Below are 17521 nucleotides of genomic sequence, written 5' to 3' on the forward strand. Positions count from 1 at the left end.
TCGTGAGAAGCTCCTTCGCGCAGCATAACCGGGGACTCAGGATGGCAAAGTACAGCTAATGCCCCGCAAATATCTGCTGATTTAGCCGCATGGCTTCTGCCAGCGCCTCCGGATTCAGGTGCAGGTCCTCCCCTGCTTCGGCAGCAAACGAAATCAGGTGCTCAGTGGGCATGTTACCCGTGAGCTGGTCGGCGGCCATGGGGCAGCCGCCGTAGCCGCCCAGCGCCCCATCGAAGCGGCGGCAGCCGGCCTGGTAAGCAGCCTGCACCTTCTCGCGCCAGCTGGTGGGCGTGGTATGCAGATGCGCGCCAAACTCAATATGAGGGAAAGCAGCCGTCAACTCGCGGAAAGGCGGTGCAATGGTGGCAGGTGTAGAAGCTCCGATGGTATCGGACAAGGCCACGATGCCTACCCCCAGCTCGTCGAGCTGTTGCGTGAATTCGCCCAGAATGTCTGGGTTCCAGGGGTCGTTGTAGGGGTTTCCGAAGCCCATGCTCAGGTACACGACTTGTTGCTGGCCGGTGCGGGCGCACAACTCCTGAATGCGCGTCACATCAATCAGCGCCTCGGCAATGGTCTTGTTGGTGTTGCGCAACTGAAACGTTTCGGACACGGACAGCGGGAAGCCGATATAGCGAATCTGGGGGTGCGTGGCGGCAGTTTCGGCGCCGCGCAGGTTGGCCACAATGGCCAGCAGCCGCGTACTCGACTGCGCCAGGTTCAGACCGTCCAGCACTTCGGCCGTGTCGGCGAGCTGCGGAATGGCCTTCGCCGAAACGAACGAGCCAAAATCCAGCGTATCAAATCCTACCCGCAGCAGCGTGTTTAGGTAGGCTATTTTCTGGGTAGTAGGGATGAGCATGGGCCAGCCCTGCATGGCGTCGCGGGGGCAGTCGATGAGTTTCATGGGCAGCTAGCTGAGTGGGAGGCGCAAAGGTAGAATCCTGCACGACAACTGCCCGGTTGCCTCTGGCCTGTCAGGGCTGCAAGACCCCGTACCGGCCGCCTTTGACGTCCAGCACAAGCATGCGGCCCGCAAAGGGCTCATTGCCTAGCATACCGGCGAGGCCCGAAAAGCGCATCAGCGTCTGCTGCATCAGGTTCATACCTTCAATGTACGTGACGGTGCGCAGGGGAACCTCGGTGGTGCCAAAGCGGAGCTGCGCGGCAGTCGGGGCTTTGTGCACGAGTAGCTTTTTGCCCCAGGAGTTGGCGACAGTGGTACGGGCCGGGGCGCCCGGCGTAGCCATCTGCTTCCAGGTATCCTGGCTAGTTATCAGAGCATTGCCGCTAGAGCCGGAGTCAAACAGAAGCTGCTGGGTCTTGCCCTGCAACCCGGCGTCGAGTAATAAGCGGCGGTTGGTGAAGGCCAGCGGCGCAAACTCCGTGCGGCGAGCCAGACTGTCGGGCACCTGCGCGGCAAGCGTAAACTGGTTACGGGAGTAGTCCAGCACCAGCACGCGCCCGTCGAGCACATCCGTCCCGAGCGTACCGATAATATACGGCTCCAGGCTGTCGGCGGGCAGCTCGGGGCGGCCTTGGGCCAGTACCGTGGTACGGCGCATAGTTACCTGGGCACCACCCAGGCCGAAGCGGAAGTTGTGCACAGTATCATGGGAGGCTTGCAGTGCGGTAGACAGCGCCGTGTAGTGGGTGCGGAGCACTTCTATCTGGTGAGCATAGAGTACCGTGTAGGGCACACCGGTATCAAACTGCAGGTAGAAGGTGCGCGCGCAATTGGGTAGCCTGACGGGCACCAGCAGCGCGGTGTGCTGCACGGCGGGCTTCGCCGTAGTATCAGCAGTCCAGTGCAGGAGGCCGGTGGCGGGCAACCCGGCAATAGTGAGCTGGTTGGCGGGTGGCGCGAACTTTTGCTTCATGTAGAAGTAGCCACCTATGCCGCTCAGCACGAGCAGCACCACAACCGACAGCAGGATTTTGAAGAGAGTTTTCATGAGGCTGAAAAGCGGGTTAGAATACGGTAGCAAACCTACCCGCTCCTCTCGCTCAGCCTTGCGTCATTTCCCCGACATTCACCCGCCACTTATCACATACAGCTATTTATCAACGCATTGCCACTACAACCGAACTGGGTAAACTGCTAGATTTCCTCGCCGCAGCTGCCAGCCATAGTACCCGATTGTGGCTACATTCAACAGATAGGTGAGCAGTAGTATCCAGAGAAACCCACCCTTGAGCGGTGCCCGCTGGTATTGCGCGGCTACTATCTGGCCCGCGGCCAGCAGCACGTAGGCAAAGAAGCAGCCTACCTGCCACAGAATCTGAAAGCCCAGTACGCGGCGGCCCACCTCCGCGACATGCGCAATACTGTGTCGGCGCGCGCGCCACAGCAGGAACGGCACAACCAGATTCAGGAGCGGCAGCACCAGAAAACTGAGGGCACTCAGGTTGAGCAACTGTAGAAAGTCCGGGTCGGAGCGCAGAGCTGGCTCGACGGGCTTGGTCACCAGTGCTGGGGTGGGTGGCGGCGCTGGTGCCAGCCCTTGCTCAAGTGAGACCGGCAACACCTGGGGCGCTACTACCTCTACCTCGCTGAATGGCACCGCAGCCGCAGACACTGGCACTTGCTCGGCCTGTAGTTCCTGCAGTGGCACTTGTAGCGCCGAGGCCAGGGCCAGCAGCGTGTGGCCCCGTGGTACGGTGTCGCCCTGTTCTACCCGCTGAATGGTGCGCAGACTTATGCCGGCCTGCTCCGCCAATACCTCCTGTGAAAGACCTTTACTTTTCCGGATAGCAACAACACGAGCTGCAGAAAACATAGTAGCAAGTAGAAGAGGAATAATGCCACAATAATACCTCTTTCCGCTACCAGAACCAGTGTCATAAGTAAGCGGGTTCTACCGTAGCAGATCAGCAGAAGCAGCGAACTACCCTCAGCAATTTGAGGTTTAGAAGGAAATCGATACTTCCTATGCCCTACTCCTTGCGTTTCGCTTTTTATTTATCATTTTTTCTGCTTCTCGCTGCCTGTGGCAAACAGCAGACTCTGCAGGGCATCTTTCAGAAATCAACTCCGCATGAGGCATATGCCCGCAAGCTACGGCAGGCTGGCCTCGACCAAACTGCCTTGGGCCGCGACTGGCTGGCCGCCGCTGACCGGGCACTGCGCGACTCGCTGGTCGTGACACTGCCTTTTGAGGAAACGGGCTACTTCGCGGCTGAGCGGGCCACTGCAGCGGCCTTCCGCTACCAAGTACGGGCCGGCGAAACCGTCCGCATCAGCCTTACCCTTGACAAAGGCGCTGATGCCCGCGTGTTCTTGGATGCCTTCGAGCTAGACCCGGAGCGCCGTGCTACCCGCCCCCTGGCCTCGGCTGATACCACGGCGCTGGCCTTCAGCTACCTTGCCGAAGACGACCGGCAGCATCTGTTGCGCGTGCAGCCCGAGCTACTGCGTACCGGCCGGTTCACATTGCGCATTCAGCGGGCACCCAGTCTCAGCTTTCCAGTGCGCGGCCAGAACGACGTAGCGGTGGGTAGCTTCTGGGGGGTAGACCGCGACGGGGGAGCCCGCCGCCACGAGGGCATCGACATTTTTGCCAAGCGCGGCACGCCAGCCGTCGCCTCCGCCAATGGCTATATCACGCGCGTAAACGAGACGCCGCTTGGCGGGCGGGTAGTTTGGCTGATGGATACGGAGCATGGCCAGCACCTCTACTACGCCCACTTGGATAAACAGCTAGTGCAACCCGGCCAGCAGGTACGCATAGGAGATACGCTGGGGCTGGTAGGCAACACCGGCAATGCCCGCACCACTCCACCGCACCTGCATTTCGGCGTCTACCGCAGCGGCCGGGGTGCAGTTGATCCTTTCCCGTTTGTGCGTCGTCCTGATACAGCCCCGGCTACGCCGCGTACTGCTCCCGAGCGTCTGGGGCAGTGGGTACGCGTGCAGGATAAGCGGACTGACCTGCGCCGGGGCCCGGTTGCGAAAGAAGCTACAGTAGCGTCTGTTGTGCGCAATACACCTCTGCTGGTGGTAGGCAGCCAAACAAACTGGTACCGTGTGCAGCATCCGGATGGCCGGTTTGGCTACGTGCCGGCTAAAGCGGTTGTGCCCGCCAGCACTCCTCTGCGCCAGGCAGCCCTAACCGACGTTGCCATTCTCTACACTCTCCCTCAATCCGGGTCTGCTTCGCTCGATTCGTTGCCTGCCCGCAGTTCGGTGGCGGTGCTGGGCGAATTTGGTGGCTACCGCCTGGTGCGTAGCGCCACTGGTCGGCTGGGCTGGATAGTGCTGGCTGCTTCCTAGCCGTACCAAAAAGTACCGCTTCACCTATTACTCATCTGACCATCACCACTTTTGAAACGGTGATTGGAGTACCGCGCGGCACGGCGTTCCTTGGACAGACAATGCCGCGCTTCCGCAACAACCCCTCCTTACTACGTAAGCAAAAAGGCCCACACGTATCGTGCGGGCCTTTTTATTAGGAAACGGTATACCGTCCTACTCGGCTACAATAACTGCTTTCTGCAATTTCTTGGCATACGCGAGGCGGCGCTCCTTGCCGTTGGCTACGTAATCGAAGCCCACAGCTTTGGTATCGGCTTTCACTGCCTGCCAGGCCTGCGCATCTACCTCGCTAGGCTGGGTGGCGTTGCGTGGCACAGCAGGCTGCGTGAACCGGTCTTCCCGGAAGTAAGAATTCATGCCCTGCAAAATGGCAATTTCCTTGTCGCGCACCGTAGCCGCCTGCGGATCGGCCATTTCCCGCTCGTCGAGCAGTGCCGTGGCCGGCATCACTTCTTTGCGCAGCGTGTCGCCGGCGCTATTCAGAATGATAAGGCGCACCCGTGAGCTGAGGATTTTAGGCCCCTGCAATTGCAGAATGAAGTTGTCCTTGGTTTTAGTATTCGAAAAGTAGTGCGTGGCATTTACCGTCCGCAGAATGGTCCGGTCGTTTACACGGCCCCGGGCACCCTCTGGCGTAGGAGTAAATGGACGGTCAGGATTCCGGGAATTTCCCATTTCCTTTTCCGTATTAAGACACGAAGTAGTCTGGAACAGCAGCCCCGAACAGGCGGCGGCCAGGAGTATTTTTTTCATTTGGTGGTGAGCAACCATTGTCAAGTCAGATCGGCTAAATACAAAACCTCCCGACAGTGGAGAGGAACATAAAGCCGCAACAGCTAATTTTATTCAAAGCTACGGCTCTCCCTGCATCTACCCAAAAAATAGCACAGGGTTGGGGTTCTTTACTTTTTTCTTTTCTGATAAGGGGCTCAACGTGTGGTAAGGCAGTAAATATCTCCACAAGACTGCTGAGTGTAACAGCAGTACTGCACTACGTGGCATATATCACAGCCAGCCCAGTTCCACTCCTACGGTCCAGCGTGGCAGCTCAGGGAAAAGCGCCCCAGCATCAGAAGTAAAGGTGTCGGAGAGGCGGTAGCGGGCTACGGCGGCATAACGGCTGGAGCCCAACCGGGCCCCAACTCCGTAGGGCCAGCGACGCAGATAAGGCAAGCCGTTTTCAGTCTGCTGCACCTTTTTTGGGCCTGTGCCGGGCCGGTCTTCAAAGCGGTGCGCGGTGCTCAGGGCCCAACCGCCCCAGCCTGTCAGGTCGAGGTAGCGGCCTATGGCATCACCGCGTTGGCCTGCATTCAGGCGCACGAAGCCCTCCACCTGCACCTGCGACATAGCCAATGACTCGCGGTAGTGCAGGTCTGTGGTAGGCAGCACTTTGCCGGGGTTTTGAGCTAAGTCGTAGGTTAGGCGCACAAAGCGCAGGTCGAAGCCGATGCTTAGCGGCTCACTCAGGCGAAACTTGTTACGGACCCCTACCATAAACTCGGCCGAGCTGCCATAGCGCAGTTTGGCGCCGGTTCCCGCCGACCTGCCTACCACCGGCATGTAGCCCAGATAGAGGTGGTTGAAGAAGGCCCGGTTGGGCCCGAACTGCTCATACACAGTGTCTTCAGCCGTTGTAGACTGCAGCAGTACGCGCTGGGCCTGTCCTTCAGCCGCTACCAGCAGATGTAGCCCCAACACAACGATGAGCGTACGTATAGAGAGCTTCATAAAACTGGATAGCTATGGGTAGTGCCCAAGTAATATACCCGTACTACGTCGCCGGGCTGGAGCGTACGGCGCGGAATACGCAAAATGGCGCGCTGGCTTACTTCCACCACTTCGTAGCGCCGCAACACGCCACGCGAATCTGATACGTGCCAGTACAGGTAGCCAGCCGCCGGCAGTGCCAGTGCTACCGGCTCCGACTCCGGCACCACTACCGACTGTGTCTGGCCCTGGTTCAGTGGGCGGGGCTCTTCGCGCCCTACCCGGGGCACGCGCTTGGCATCAGGCAGTGCGCCCAAGGAATCGGCGTAGAATGGCAGCGTCCGCACCATGAGGCGGGTGGCTTCCGGACGGATGTTAACAGCCAGAATGCTGTCTTCGACCACAAAATCTACTTTCGTGGCATGTGTGGCAGCCGTTTTCTGCAGAAAGAAGCCGGCCTGTGGCAGTCCGTAGCCATGCGCATAGTCGTAATACGGGTAGAGCGAGGCCGATTCCTGCAGCTTCTGAAACAGTTGCATAGCAGTGAGGCCACGCTGCTGTTGCCATACGCAGGCCGCAAACCCGGCCACGAGCGGACTGGCGAATGAGGTACCATCGACGCGGGAGTAGCCACCTGGCGCCGCCGTCAGGACGGTACCAAAAGCAGCTACATTAGGCTTCAGGCGGCGGTCGGCAGTGGGGCCAAAGGCGCTGAAATTCAGGTGAAGGCCTGTTTCAGGGTCGAGCCCGCCTACTGCCAGCACCGAATCCGCATCGGCAGGGGTGCCCACCGTGCGCCAGTCTTCGTTGTCGCCGTCGTTGCCGGCAGCATTCACCACCAGCATGCCCTTGCGGGCCGCCAGGTTGGCGGCCCGCGCCACTAGGCTCAGGCGGCCGTTCATTTCTTCCGGAAAATAGCGCCGGGCCGTGTATCCCAGCGACGAATTGATGATGTCGGCACCGTTGCGGTCGGCCCACTCCACAGCGGCCAGCCAGTCCAGCTCTTCGGTATATATCTCGCGGTGCATCCGTTCGGTACGGGCCAGCAGGTAGTCGGCGCCAGTAGCTAGGCCCAATGGTGTGCCATCGGGCAGGCGGCCTGCCAGGCAGGCCAGCACTTCGGTGCCGTGGCTGCCGCCATGAAATACGGCGGTAGTATGCCGGGCAAAATCGTAGGTAGCCACTATCCTTTTCTGGGCAAACAACTCCCGAAAAGCCGGATGCTGGTCGGCGCCATTGAAGCCGACATCGAACACGGCAATACGCAGCCCTTTGCCATCTAAAGCGGCCTGCCCAAACGCATCGGCCCCGAGGGTGCGCACCTGGCGGCGGGCCAGCAGCCGGTCGGTGGTGCTAATCGTTTTGTGGCCTTCCTTCCTTGGCGCTACCGCGCGGGCAGCCGCCACCAGTTCCGTATGGGCCAAAGGCTGCACCTGGCGCACGCCGGGTAGGCGGGCCAACGCCGCAGCTTGCGCCGGCGTGGCACGGCAGGCAACTGCGTTGAACCAGCGGCTTACCAGCAGGATTGAATCAGAATGCAGGCGCACAGCGCGTACATAATCAGTACGGACAGCAAAGTCAGTGCTATCGGCGGCGGGTAGGTGCTGACGCTGGCGGCGGGCCCGCGCCTCGGGCACGAAGTACGTAGCGGCGTCAAACCGGACACCGGCTTTGTCGCGAAGCTCTACCCAATAGTGCGCTACCGGTGGCGCTGCCTGTGCAACGGCGCTACCGGTTGAGGCCAGACTCAGCAGAAAGAAAAGAAAAGGAAGAGGCCGCAATAGCAAGAATAGATAAGAGAAAGGTAGAAAACCAAGTTGGCAGGCAGGGGCCGGACACGCCGGGCGCCAGGCTCAACAGGGTTGTCTACGTAAATCGAAGGCGGGCTGCCATCCTTCCTCACTAAGCAACTGGCCCGCCGTGTAGCTGGGAGGGCAAGATAGCCAGAAACCCAACAGCACTGGCCCAGCCGGCAACTCCATACTCCGGCTGTCCGTTTGAAGCCCAACAGCACCTGCTGTGCTGTTTCTCACCTTTCTGGTTCATTCTTATGTATATGCTCCCCATGCGTGCTTCTCTCATCACGGTTCTAAGTGCCGGTTCGCTGCTGCTCGGTGGCTGCAACGCCAAAGAAATTGCGGCGCTCCAGCAGCAAAATGCGTCCCTCAGCTCGTCCCGAGACCAGCTTCAGGCCCAGAAAACAGCACTGGAGCAGGAAAAAGCCCGCAATGAAGAGGCGCTGCGCTCTAGCCTGCTCAACAAAAACCAGCAGGTAAATCAGCTGAATGACAACCTGAGCGGCGCCCAGCAGGCCAACTCGGCCCTTTCTGCTGATTTGCGCTCCAAAGAGCAGCGTATTGCTGAAATGCAGCGCATTCTGGACCAGAAAGACGCGGCTGTGAAGGCCCTGCGCCAAAAAGTTGGGGATGCTCTGCTTGGGTTTAATGCCCAGGACCTGCAGGTGAATGTCAAGAACGGCAAAGTATACGTGTCGCTCTCGGAGCAGCTGCTGTTTAAATCGGGCTCAACCAAAGTGGACCCTAAGGGCCAGGATGCACTGAAAAAGCTGGCTACAGCGCTGAAAGGCAACCAGGATGTGAATGTGCTGGTAGAAGGCCACACCGATAACGTGCCTCTGAAGGGCGTGGTGAGTGGCGCTAAAGACAACTGGGACCTAAGCGTACTGCGGGCCACTGAAATTACCCGCATTCTAACCGAGGCAGGCCTGGCCGCCGGCCAAGTGACGCCTTCGGGCCGCTCGATGTTTGTGCCAGTGGCCGCCAACGACTCCCCAACGAACAAGGCCCTGAACCGCCGCACCGAAATCATCCTGACGCCTAAGCTTGATGAGTTGTTCCAGATTCTGGAAGCCAACTAGCCTGGTGGAGTAGCGCAGTGTCCGCTACTATCTGTGCTTAATACATTGCTTACCTGCAAGTAAAAAGCCGGCTGCTCCTAGTGAAGCAGCCGGCTTTTTTATGGCTGGCCAGTCAGCTGAAATGTCTCTACTCCTACCCATTGCTGGCCGTTATGGCGAAACAATTCGAATGTAGAGACCGGAAAAGTGGCTTCATAGCAGCGAGCAGCAAATTCCTGGCGTAGCGCGGGCACTTGGTCGGCCGGCAGGTCGCGGGTGGCCAAGGTCATATGGGGCGTGAAGGGGCGCGGCTCCTGCGGCACGGCCGGCAGGTACCGGGCGCAATGCGCTACCAGTGCTGCGTGAAACTGCCGGAGCGCCTCCGCCACTCGTACCTCCACAAACAGCGTGCGGCTCCCAAACCAGTTGAAGCCTTGCACCCCTACTTCAAACGGCGCCTGCAAAGCCGCAAAGTCACGAAGCACTACGCTGGCTTCGTCAGTGAAGGTATCCGGCTGGCGCATAGGTGGCAGCAGCGTGATATGCGGTGGCAGCCGGATGGCGTTGCGGCTGCCGGTGCGGTGGTGTAGCTCCTGCTTCATTTCCCACACCTGCTGCCGCACCGGCTCGGGAGGCAGCAGCGCCAGCAGGTACAAGGCGGCGGACTCTTTTGTATAGCTTCGCATGTAGTTTGTAGCAACAGAATGCACAACACACGAAAATTAATAGGCCCTATCCTCCTTGATACACAAAAACCTTTCTCCTACTGAGTGGCCTTCGAAGTAAGCAACTTTGCCACGTATGAATGAAATACTAGTAGTGCTACTTAAGCCGACAATTGCATCCAGCGCCTCCTCAATAGGCATTGTCTGTTGATGATAATCCACTATGGGAGACATGATATAACACACCTTCAATTTATACTTAACTATTGCTTTCAGCACAAATTCAATGTCATGCTGTTTGCTTCCTTTGGGTAGCTGCTTGCAATACCGAATATCTAGCTCTCTCCCCAAACCATCCATACCAAGCATAGGGTTTATGTGACGGTGTCTTGCGCTGCGCTTTGCGGCTTTTTTGGACACTTCGCCTTGTGGCAGATAGTGTCTTCTAGCGGAAGAATGCCTTTCAGTGAAAGCAGCCACAAAAGCCTCCAACTGCTCCTGCATATACAAATGCGCTTGGTAGTCAGGGTCCATTCCGAAATTTCTTCAGGTACCTATAAGGGACAATTGGGCAGCCTAGTAATCAGCAACACACCTTCTACAGCCCATACTTGCTCAGCAGATAAACCAATGCGGCCATACTGGCACCGCCTAGTTCCAACTCCCGGCGGTTGACTTTGTCGAAGGTGTCGGTGGCGGCGTGGTGAATGTCGAAGTAGCGCTGGGAGTCGCAGTCGAAGCCGATGAGGGCTTTGGCCTGGCCTTTCAGCGGGCCGATGTCAGTACCGGCGTGGCCTGCATTGAACTCGGCGCTGCCATAGGGCTGGAGGAGCGGCTGCCAGCGCTGCACTTTCCGCACGGTAGCGGCGTCGGCCTCAATATTGAAACCCCGCGGCGTAAATCCGCCGCCGTCCGACTCCATAGCCGCCAAGTGCTTCTCATTGGTCGACTTAGCTACTTCAGCATATTTATTGCCGCCGCGCACCCCGTTTTCCTCATTCATGAAGAGCACGGCGCGCACCGTACGCTCCGGCTTCAGGCCAGTGACTTTCAACAGGCGTAGCACTTCCATACTCTGTACGCAGCCAGTGCCGTCGTCGTGAGCACCCTGCGCCAAGTCCCAGGAGTCGAGGTGGCCTCCCACCGTAATAATTTCATCAGGATATTTGGAGCCGCGGATTTCACCCACCACGTTATAGCTCTTCACATCGGGCAGCGTCTGGCAGGCCATTTCCAGCTCGAAGGTTAGGTCGGAGTCGGCTTTGAGCAACTGGCTGAGCTGGTCGGCCCCGTTGGTGCTGAGAGCAGCGGCCGGTACCTGCGCCACCCCATCCTCGTAGCGCATGGCACCCGTGTGCGGATAGTCGTCGTGGGCCAGCGAAAGGCTGCGCACCAATGCGCCGATGGCTCCACGCTTGGCAGCTTCGGACGCACCGCTGCGGCGCTGGTCGCCGGCCTCACCATAGGCACGGCCGGTTTCTACATATGCAGGGTTCATTGGGCGGTTGAAGAACACAATCTTACCCTTCACTTTATCAGCGGGTAATGCAGCTAGCTCTGCCATGCTCTTCACCTCTACTACCTGGGCTTTCAGCTTGCCATTGGTGCCTACTGAGCCGCCCAGCGCGCACACGTTAAAGTCGATGCCCTTACCTTTTGCGCCCGTCGCGCGCGCCCTTTCCTTGGCTCCACGAACCCAATGTGGCACCATCACTTCCTGCAGATATACCCGGTCCAGGCCTATCTTCTCCATTTCCGTTTTGCCCCACTGCACCGCCTGTTCAGCCTGTGGCGAACCACTCAGGCGCCCACCAATGCGGGTGCACAGGTCACGCAGGTTGGCGTAGCTCTGTCCCCGCAACAGGGCCTCATCATAGAGCTTGCGGATGTTCAGCGAGTCGGTTTTGGAAGTGGTGGCAGCAGCAGACTGCGCCGTGGCAGACCCGGCCGCGGCCAGGAGCATACCGGCCAGGGCGAAGGGACGGAAGATGTTTCGCATGCGGAATAAAAGAAGCGTGAAAAGGCATTTGGGCGCTTTTCACAGGAATACGGATGGGTAAAGTAGCCGAAAAAGATGGCAGGTTGCAGCGCCTAGCCCCTGCCGCAGCCTAATACATCTGCGTTTCGACTGTTGCGGCCTGCGTAGAATCGCGCGGTATTTTCACTTTGAACAGGTAGCCGTACTGCTCATCCGGGACGCTTGCTACCGGCCGGCGGGCACCCAGCGCTTCTACCGTTTCAAGAATAGTATTGGAGTGTCCCACTACCACTGCCACCCGCCCCCGGTGGTCGCGCCGGATCTGGCGGGCCAGAGCAGGTAGCTGCCGCGCGTCGTAGGTCTGGGGTGTCAGCTTCATTAGGTCAGCTAGGGGCTGCACCGTGGCGCGGGTACGGGCCGTATTGGTAGTAAAGATGACGCTGGGCCGGGCCTGCTCGAATATTTTCTCCCGCAACGCTACTGCCCGCTGCCGTCCGGCCGCCGTCAGGGGTGGGTCAGTCAGACCGGGGGTCAGGTCTTTTTCAGCGTGCCGCACTACATACACGATAGTTACGTAACGGTCGTGCTGCGGCGTAAGCAGGCCGCAGTTACTGCTCAGTAGCAGTACAAGCAGCGGCAGCAGAAAGTAGAGAGGGCGGCGCGGAAAACTCATAGCGGGGTGCGGGAAGATGTAGATGGAAGGCTACCCGGCGGCGGCAAAGCCCTGCAGGGTTGCTGGGGCGGGAAGCGGCTATTCAGCCCTAAATATCGGGTTTCCCTTCTACCTTACGCTGGCCAGCCGGATTTGCTCCTGCATCTGGCCCCAACCTGACTATATGGTGCCCCCCGTTACTCCTGCCATCCGCGCCCAGCACCTTAGCAAGCACTACGATGGCCACGCGGTGGTGCAGGACGTTTCGTTTGAGTTGGCTCCCGGCGAAACCTTGGTGCTACTGGGTCCCAGTGGCTGCGGCAAAACCACGCTGTTGCGCATGCTCAACCGCCTCGTGGAGCCCGACAGCGGCACGGTGGAAGTATTTGGGCAGGATGTGCGCCATTCGCGGCCCGAGCAACTGCGGCGGGGCATTGGCTACGTGATTCAACAGGTTGGGCTGCTACCGCACTATACGGTAGCCGAAAACGTGGGCGTGGTGCCCCGCCTGCTTGGCCATGAGCCGGCCGTAATAGCAACACGTACCGAGGAGCTACTCAGCCGGCTGCACCTGCCCCCGGCCCGATACGCTAATCAGTATCCGCACCAGCTTTCAGGCGGGCAGCAACAACGGGTGGGCCTGGCCCGCGCGCTGGTCGCCGACCCGCCGCTTATCCTGCTCGATGAGCCCTTCGGCGCCCTCGACCCGATTACACGGACCAGCATCCGACGTGAGTTTCGGGAACTGGAGGAGTTGCGGCGCAAAACCATGGTGCTGGTAACGCACGATGTGCAAGAAGCTTTCGAGTTGGCCGACCGGATTCTGCTGCTTGACGCCGGGCAGGTCCAGCAGTTGGGCACGCCCCATGAGTTGCTGTTCAGCCCAGTCAACGATTTTGTGCGCCGGTTCTTCGCAGCCGAGCAACTGGCGTTGCAGCTACGCACACTGCGCCTTACTGACCTGCTACCTTATTTAGTTCCTGGTTCAACAAATAGCTCACTATCAAACCGTAACATCATTCCAACTACAGTAACGATACAGGAAGCCATTGAGGCGCTGAGCAATGCATCTGAACTAACTATCCCGGCTGAGGAGCAGGTGATTTTCGTGCGGTCTGCCGATACCGTCTCGCCAATAAGCCTCACTATTTCGTCCCTGATGGGGGCTTTTGGCCAAGCCATTCAGCACCTGCGTCGCTCATGAAACTCCTCTCTGACCTCTTCTCCTTCTGGCTGGCGCAGGCGGGAAAACTGGGCGAGCAAACGCTGCAGCACATTGGTCTAACGGCGGCGTCGCTGCTACTGGGTGTGCTGGTAGGAGTGCCACTAGGGCTCTGGCTTACGCGCCGGCCCCGGCTGGCACCGTGGGTGCTGGGCGCCGCTGGCATCCTCCAAACCATTCCTAGCATTGCGCTGCTGGGCTTCCTGATTCCACTTATGGGCATCGGCCACTGGCCCGCTATTCTGGCCCTGTTCCTGTATGCGCTGCTGCCCATCATCCGCAACACGGTAGCGGGTGTTCAGGGCGTGCCGGCTGCCGTGGTGGATGCGGCCCGCGGCCTGGGCCTCACCGATGGGCAACTGCTGCGCCGGGTAGAGCTGCCGCTGGCTCTGCCCGTGCTGTTTGCGGGCATCCGGACGGCAGCGGTTATCAATGTGGGTGTGGCGACGCTGGCAGCCTATGTGGCGGCTGGTGGCCTGGGGGAGTTCATTTTTGGCGGCATTGCCCTCAACAACCCGGTCATGATTCTGGCGGGCGCTATTCCTGCGGCGGCGCTGGCACTGGCTTTCGATGCGGCGCTGGCCGGCGTGCAGCGCCTCTCAGTACGAAACTTGACGCGGGTGGGCCGCGCCCTGCTGCTGGCGCTGCCGCTGCTGGCGGGCCTCTACCTGCTGCCCAGAGCCACGGGCAAGCTGCTGGCCGGCTTCAGTCCGGAGTTTGTGGGGCGTGCCGACGGACTGCCGGGGCTGCGCCTGGCGTATGGGTTGCGCCATCTGCCAAGTGTGGTGCTGGCTCCGGCCCTAGTGTACGAGGCGGCCCGCAATGCCAACGTCGATGTGATTGATGGCTACTCTACGGATGGACGCATCAAGGCCTACCAGCTGCAGGTGCTTCACGACGACCGGCGCGTTTTTCCGCCCTACTATGCCGCTCCGGTGGTGCGGCCGCAGCTGCTGGCAGCCCATCCGGAACTGCGCGCCGTGTTTGCGAAGCTCACCGGGCAGCTTTCCGACTCCGTAATGACGGACCTCAACTACCGCGTCGATTATCTGCATCAGGAGCCGAAGGCAGTGGCCTTGCAGTTTCTGCGGCGGCGCGGGCTGTGGCAGGCACCCCGGCCGCTGGCCCCAGATGCTGCCGTCGTGCGGCTGGGTTCCAAGATTTTTGCCGAACAATACATCCTGACCGAACTGTACGCGGCGCTTATCCGGGGCTATACTTCACTCGACGTCAGCACCAAAACCGGACTGGGCGGCACTACTATCTGCTTTGAAGCCCTGCGTACCGGCGCCATCGACATGTATCCGGAATACACCGGCACGGGCCTGCTGGTATTGCTGCAGCCGCCACCTGCCGTCGTCGACTCATTGGGTGGCAATGCCGACGCAGTGTTCCGGTATGTGCAGCTGGGTTTCCGGCGACGCTACGGGCTGGAATGGCTGGCGCCGCTGGGTTTCAACAACACGTATGCCCTGCTCATGCGCCGGCAGCAGGCCGCCACGCTGGGTATTGCGTCGATTTCTGATTTGGGGGCGTACCTGCAGCGGTAAGCTTCGGCCCGGCAACCAGCCGGAACCTATGTTTTCCGGTAGGTGGCCTTCTGTGGTCTACTTCATGTACTCTTCACGGCTGCGGCTCGTATGTTGCAGCACCATTTAAGCTACATGCTCCATGCACGTCCTGATTGTTGAAGATGAGAAAAGCCTGCACGAAGAAATGCGGCAGTTTTTGATTCAGTCCCAATACATCGTCGATTCCGCCTTTTCCTTCGCCGATGCGTCCGAAAAGGTCTTCGTGAACAGCTACGACTTTGTGCTGCTGGACCTGGGCCTGCCGGACGGCGACGGCCTGACCCTGCTCCGAGAAGCCCGCCAAAACGACCAGCAGGAAGCCTCATTTATCATTCTTACGGCCCGCGGCGACTTGGACGACCGGATCAAAGGCCTCGACTTGGGCGCCGACGATTATCTACCCAAGCCCTTCTCGCTTCTGGAGCTGCAGAGCCGAATGCAGGCCATTACGCGCCGTAAGTTTGGGTTGAAGCGCCAGGAAGTTGCGTTTGGGCAGGGCTTCCAGATGGATGTCACGGGCCGCGTGCTGCGCCATGGCGAGCAGGAAGTGCCGCTCACCAAAAAGGAGTTTGACCTGCTCCACTACCTAGTGCTGCACAAAAACCGGGTTCTGACGCGCCTGCAGCTGGGGGAGCACCTCTGGGGCAACGTGCTAGAAGACGACTCCGATTCCAACTACATTGATGTGCACATCAAGAACATCCGCAAGAAACTCACGCCCTTCGCCCCCGCCGATTTTTTGGAAACGGTGCGCGGTATCGGCTATCGGGTGGCGGAGTAAGCGGCCTTCATCTGCTACTGCCGCCCGTCCAGCAACACAGCCCTTTGTGGCCCCTCCAATTCTCGCTTAGTGAGCAAAGCAGCCCTCACTCCACCATCCGGCTATGCGCTTAGAAGCGAAACTCGCCCTCTTTAATGCCCTCTCAAAGCTGCTGCTGGTGCTGCTGGGGGCACTGGTGATTCCGCCGGTAGTGAGCCGGGTGGCCGTGTCGCACACCGACCAGCGCCTACATGAGAAGAAACAGGAAGTTCTGAGCCTCATTGCCCGCGACGGACTGGCCGCTTTTGTGCGGCAGGAGCAGGATGAGGCTTACGCTGACTACAATATTCTGAAGCAGGAATACATTACGCTCACTCCAGAACAGGGCCCGGCCGTGGCGCTGCCGGAGGAAAAGATTTTCGATGAGCAGCGGCAGGTGGATAAGCAAGTGGAAGACTTCCGGATTCTGAGCTACCGTTTCCTGGCCCAGGGCCGCCCCTACCGGCTCGAAATCGGCTCGTCGCTGGCAACGGTGGAGCTGCTGGAAGATACGCTGCGGCGGCTGGCGCTGTGGGTGCTTATCATCGGGGCCCTGCTGACCATTGCGACGGATGCCGCCTTTGCGCGCTTTCTGCTGCGGCCCTTGGGCGAATTGATTACACGCAAGCTCCGCAACGTGCGCCACCCTTCGGCTTTCCCGTTTGCCCCCATTCCCACCTCCACCACCGACTTCCGCCGCCTCGACGACAGCCTCAACGAAATGATGCGCCAGATTCAATCGGCTTTCGAAAAGGAGCGGGAGTTTATGAGCAATGTGTCGCACGAGTTGCTCACGCCAGTTAGTATTCTGCAGTCGAGGTTCGAGAACATGCTGCAGGACCCCGAGCTCAGCCATGCGCACTCGCTCAAAATCGTGGATTCGCAGAAAACGCTGTACCGCCTCCGCAACACCGTCCGGACGCTGCTGCTCATTGCCAATATCGAAAACGAGCAGTACCTGCGTGAGGACACCGTATCTCTTTCGGCGGTGCTGGCCGAGGTAATCAACGAGCTGGACGACCGGCTGGCCCAGCGCGAATTGCACCTGCGCGTGCAGCTGGAGCCCGACTACGTGCTGACCCGCGGCAACCACACGCTCCTGTTTACGCTCCTGTTCAATCTGGTCAGCAACGCCATTAAGTACAACCGCTGGGGCGGCAACATCACCGTAACCGGCCAGCCCCTCCCCGGCCACGGCTACCGCCTGGCCGTAGCCGACACGGGCCCCGGTATTGCGCCCGAAAACCTGCCGCATCTTTTCGACCGGTTCCGGCGGTTTCAGGCGGCCGGCGCGGCCGCCCCCGAAGGCTACGGCCTGGGCCTGCCCATTGCTCTCACCATTGCCACCTTCCACGAAGCCACGCTTACGGCTACTTCAGAAGTAGGCAAAGGCACGACGTTCGTGCTGGAATTTGGCGTAGGCCAGCAGTCGGGGGCAACTATCTGAGGCCATATTCCTCATATAGTCTTCATGCAGAAGCAGGTAGCTTCGGGTTGCCACCTATTTTTCTGCCACCTTATGAAAACGAGTTTCCTCTTGCTGCTGGGGCTGGCCGCCATACTGCTGCTGGGCTGGCTCCTAACGCATAGGGCCCCAGCGCAACACACCGTTATTGCCCACGGCAACGTGCCCGTACTACACCGCACAACCGGGCGGGCCCTGCGGCGCGTCCGGCCGGGGCCATCAACTGCGCAGCACCCTCACCTATAAGCAAGGTAAGCCGCCTGACTTTTGCTAAGTCGGCTGCTGCTATC

At 59.6% G+C, this 17521-nt stretch carries 17 protein-coding genes; 7 read left to right on the top strand and 10 right to left on the bottom strand.

Annotation, left to right across the window (positions count from 1 at the left end; all coding sequences use genetic code 11):
• Positions 1-55 precede the first annotated feature (55 nt).
• The 3 genes from H4317_RS10115 to H4317_RS10125 form a co-directional block, all read right to left on the bottom strand.
• Entirely contained in the window at positions 56-907 is an 852-nt protein-coding gene (locus H4317_RS10115; protein WP_185886363.1) for a hydroxymethylglutaryl-CoA lyase, read from the bottom strand.
• A 70-nt stretch (positions 908-977) separates the two neighbouring features.
• Positions 978-1955 (bottom strand): hypothetical protein, encoded by a 978-nt coding sequence (locus H4317_RS10120; RefSeq protein WP_185886364.1) that lies wholly within the window; start codon positions 1953-1955, stop codon positions 978-980.
• 123 nt (positions 1956-2078) lie between these two features.
• Positions 2079-2780: a helix-turn-helix domain-containing protein gene (locus tag H4317_RS10125; RefSeq protein WP_185886365.1), complete on the bottom strand. Its 702-nt coding sequence runs from the start codon at positions 2778-2780 to the stop codon at positions 2079-2081.
• Between the two features lie 152 nt (positions 2781-2932).
• On the opposite strand from H4317_RS10125, the gene H4317_RS10130 reads away from it, so the two are divergent.
• Positions 2933-4273 carry a peptidoglycan DD-metalloendopeptidase family protein gene (locus H4317_RS10130; RefSeq protein ID WP_185886366.1) on the top strand — a complete coding sequence of 447 codons (1341 nt, stop codon included), beginning with the start codon at positions 2933-2935 and terminating at the stop codon, positions 4271-4273.
• 195 nt (positions 4274-4468) lie between these two features.
• Here the strand turns inward: H4317_RS10130 and H4317_RS10135 are convergent, their stop codons facing one another.
• The 3 genes from H4317_RS10135 to H4317_RS10145 all read right to left on the bottom strand — a co-directional run bounded on the left by H4317_RS10135 (position 4469) and on the right by H4317_RS10145 (position 7803).
• The gene (locus tag H4317_RS10135; protein ID WP_185886367.1) at positions 4469-5068 is read right to left on the bottom strand and encodes a hypothetical protein; all 600 of its coding nucleotides are present in this window, start codon (positions 5066-5068) and stop codon (positions 4469-4471) included.
• 252 nt (positions 5069-5320) lie between these two features.
• Entirely contained in the window at positions 5321-6043 is a 723-nt protein-coding gene (locus tag H4317_RS10140; RefSeq protein WP_185886368.1) for a hypothetical protein, read from the bottom strand.
• Entirely contained in the window at positions 6040-7803 is a 1764-nt protein-coding gene (locus tag H4317_RS10145) for a S8 family serine peptidase (RefSeq protein WP_185886369.1), read from the bottom strand. The genes H4317_RS10140 and H4317_RS10145 overlap by 4 nt, the downstream gene beginning before the upstream one ends.
• 284 nt (positions 7804-8087) lie before the next feature.
• Between H4317_RS10145 and H4317_RS10150 the strand changes: the two genes are divergently transcribed.
• Entirely contained in the window at positions 8088-8900 is an 813-nt protein-coding gene (locus H4317_RS10150; protein ID WP_185886370.1) for an OmpA family protein, read from the top strand.
• Positions 8901-8998: 98 nt separating this feature from the next.
• Here H4317_RS10150 and H4317_RS10155 read toward each other — a convergent pair whose 3' ends face one another.
• The 4 genes from H4317_RS10155 to H4317_RS10170 all read right to left on the bottom strand — a co-directional run bounded on the left by H4317_RS10155 (position 8999) and on the right by H4317_RS10170 (position 12195).
• On the bottom strand, positions 8999-9565 hold the full coding sequence (locus H4317_RS10155; protein ID WP_185886371.1) for a 2'-5' RNA ligase family protein: 567 nt from the start codon (positions 9563-9565) through the stop codon (positions 8999-9001).
• A gap of 36 nt (positions 9566-9601) precedes the next feature.
• Positions 9602-10078, bottom strand: coding sequence for a hypothetical protein (locus tag H4317_RS10160; RefSeq protein ID WP_185886372.1), 477 nt, complete (start codon positions 10076-10078; stop codon positions 9602-9604).
• Between the two features lie 64 nt (positions 10079-10142).
• Entirely contained in the window at positions 10143-11543 is a 1401-nt protein-coding gene (locus tag H4317_RS10165) for a M28 family peptidase (RefSeq protein WP_260625619.1), read from the bottom strand.
• 109 nt (positions 11544-11652) lie between these two features.
• The gene (locus tag H4317_RS10170; RefSeq protein ID WP_185886373.1) at positions 11653-12195 is read right to left on the bottom strand and encodes a histidine phosphatase family protein; all 543 of its coding nucleotides are present in this window, start codon (positions 12193-12195) and stop codon (positions 11653-11655) included.
• 163 nt (positions 12196-12358) lie between these two features.
• On the opposite strand from H4317_RS10170, the gene H4317_RS10175 reads away from it, so the two are divergent.
• From H4317_RS10175 to H4317_RS10195, 5 genes are all read left to right on the top strand, one after another.
• Positions 12359-13378: an ABC transporter ATP-binding protein gene (locus H4317_RS10175; protein ID WP_185886374.1), complete on the top strand. Its 1020-nt coding sequence runs from the start codon at positions 12359-12361 to the stop codon at positions 13376-13378.
• Entirely contained in the window at positions 13375-14946 is a 1572-nt protein-coding gene (locus H4317_RS10180; RefSeq protein ID WP_185886375.1) for an ABC transporter permease/substrate-binding protein, read from the top strand. Before H4317_RS10175 ends, H4317_RS10180 begins: the two co-directional genes overlap by 4 nt.
• A gap of 121 nt (positions 14947-15067) precedes the next feature.
• Positions 15068-15748 carry a response regulator transcription factor gene (locus H4317_RS10185; protein ID WP_185886376.1) on the top strand — a complete coding sequence of 227 codons (681 nt, stop codon included), beginning with the start codon at positions 15068-15070 and terminating at the stop codon, positions 15746-15748.
• Positions 15749-15851: 103 nt separating this feature from the next.
• Positions 15852-17213 (top strand): sensor histidine kinase, encoded by a 1362-nt coding sequence (locus H4317_RS10190; RefSeq protein ID WP_185886377.1) that lies wholly within the window; start codon positions 15852-15854, stop codon positions 17211-17213.
• Positions 17214-17285: 72 nt separating this feature from the next.
• The gene (locus tag H4317_RS10195) at positions 17286-17477 is read left to right on the top strand and encodes a hypothetical protein (RefSeq protein WP_185886378.1); all 192 of its coding nucleotides are present in this window, start codon (positions 17286-17288) and stop codon (positions 17475-17477) included.
• Positions 17478-17521: the final 44 nt, after the last annotated feature.

Origin of the sequence: Hymenobacter sediminicola (assembly GCF_014250515.1) — a bacterium.
GTDB classification, from domain to species: Bacteria; Bacteroidota; Bacteroidia; order Cytophagales; family Hymenobacteraceae; genus Hymenobacter; species Hymenobacter sediminicola.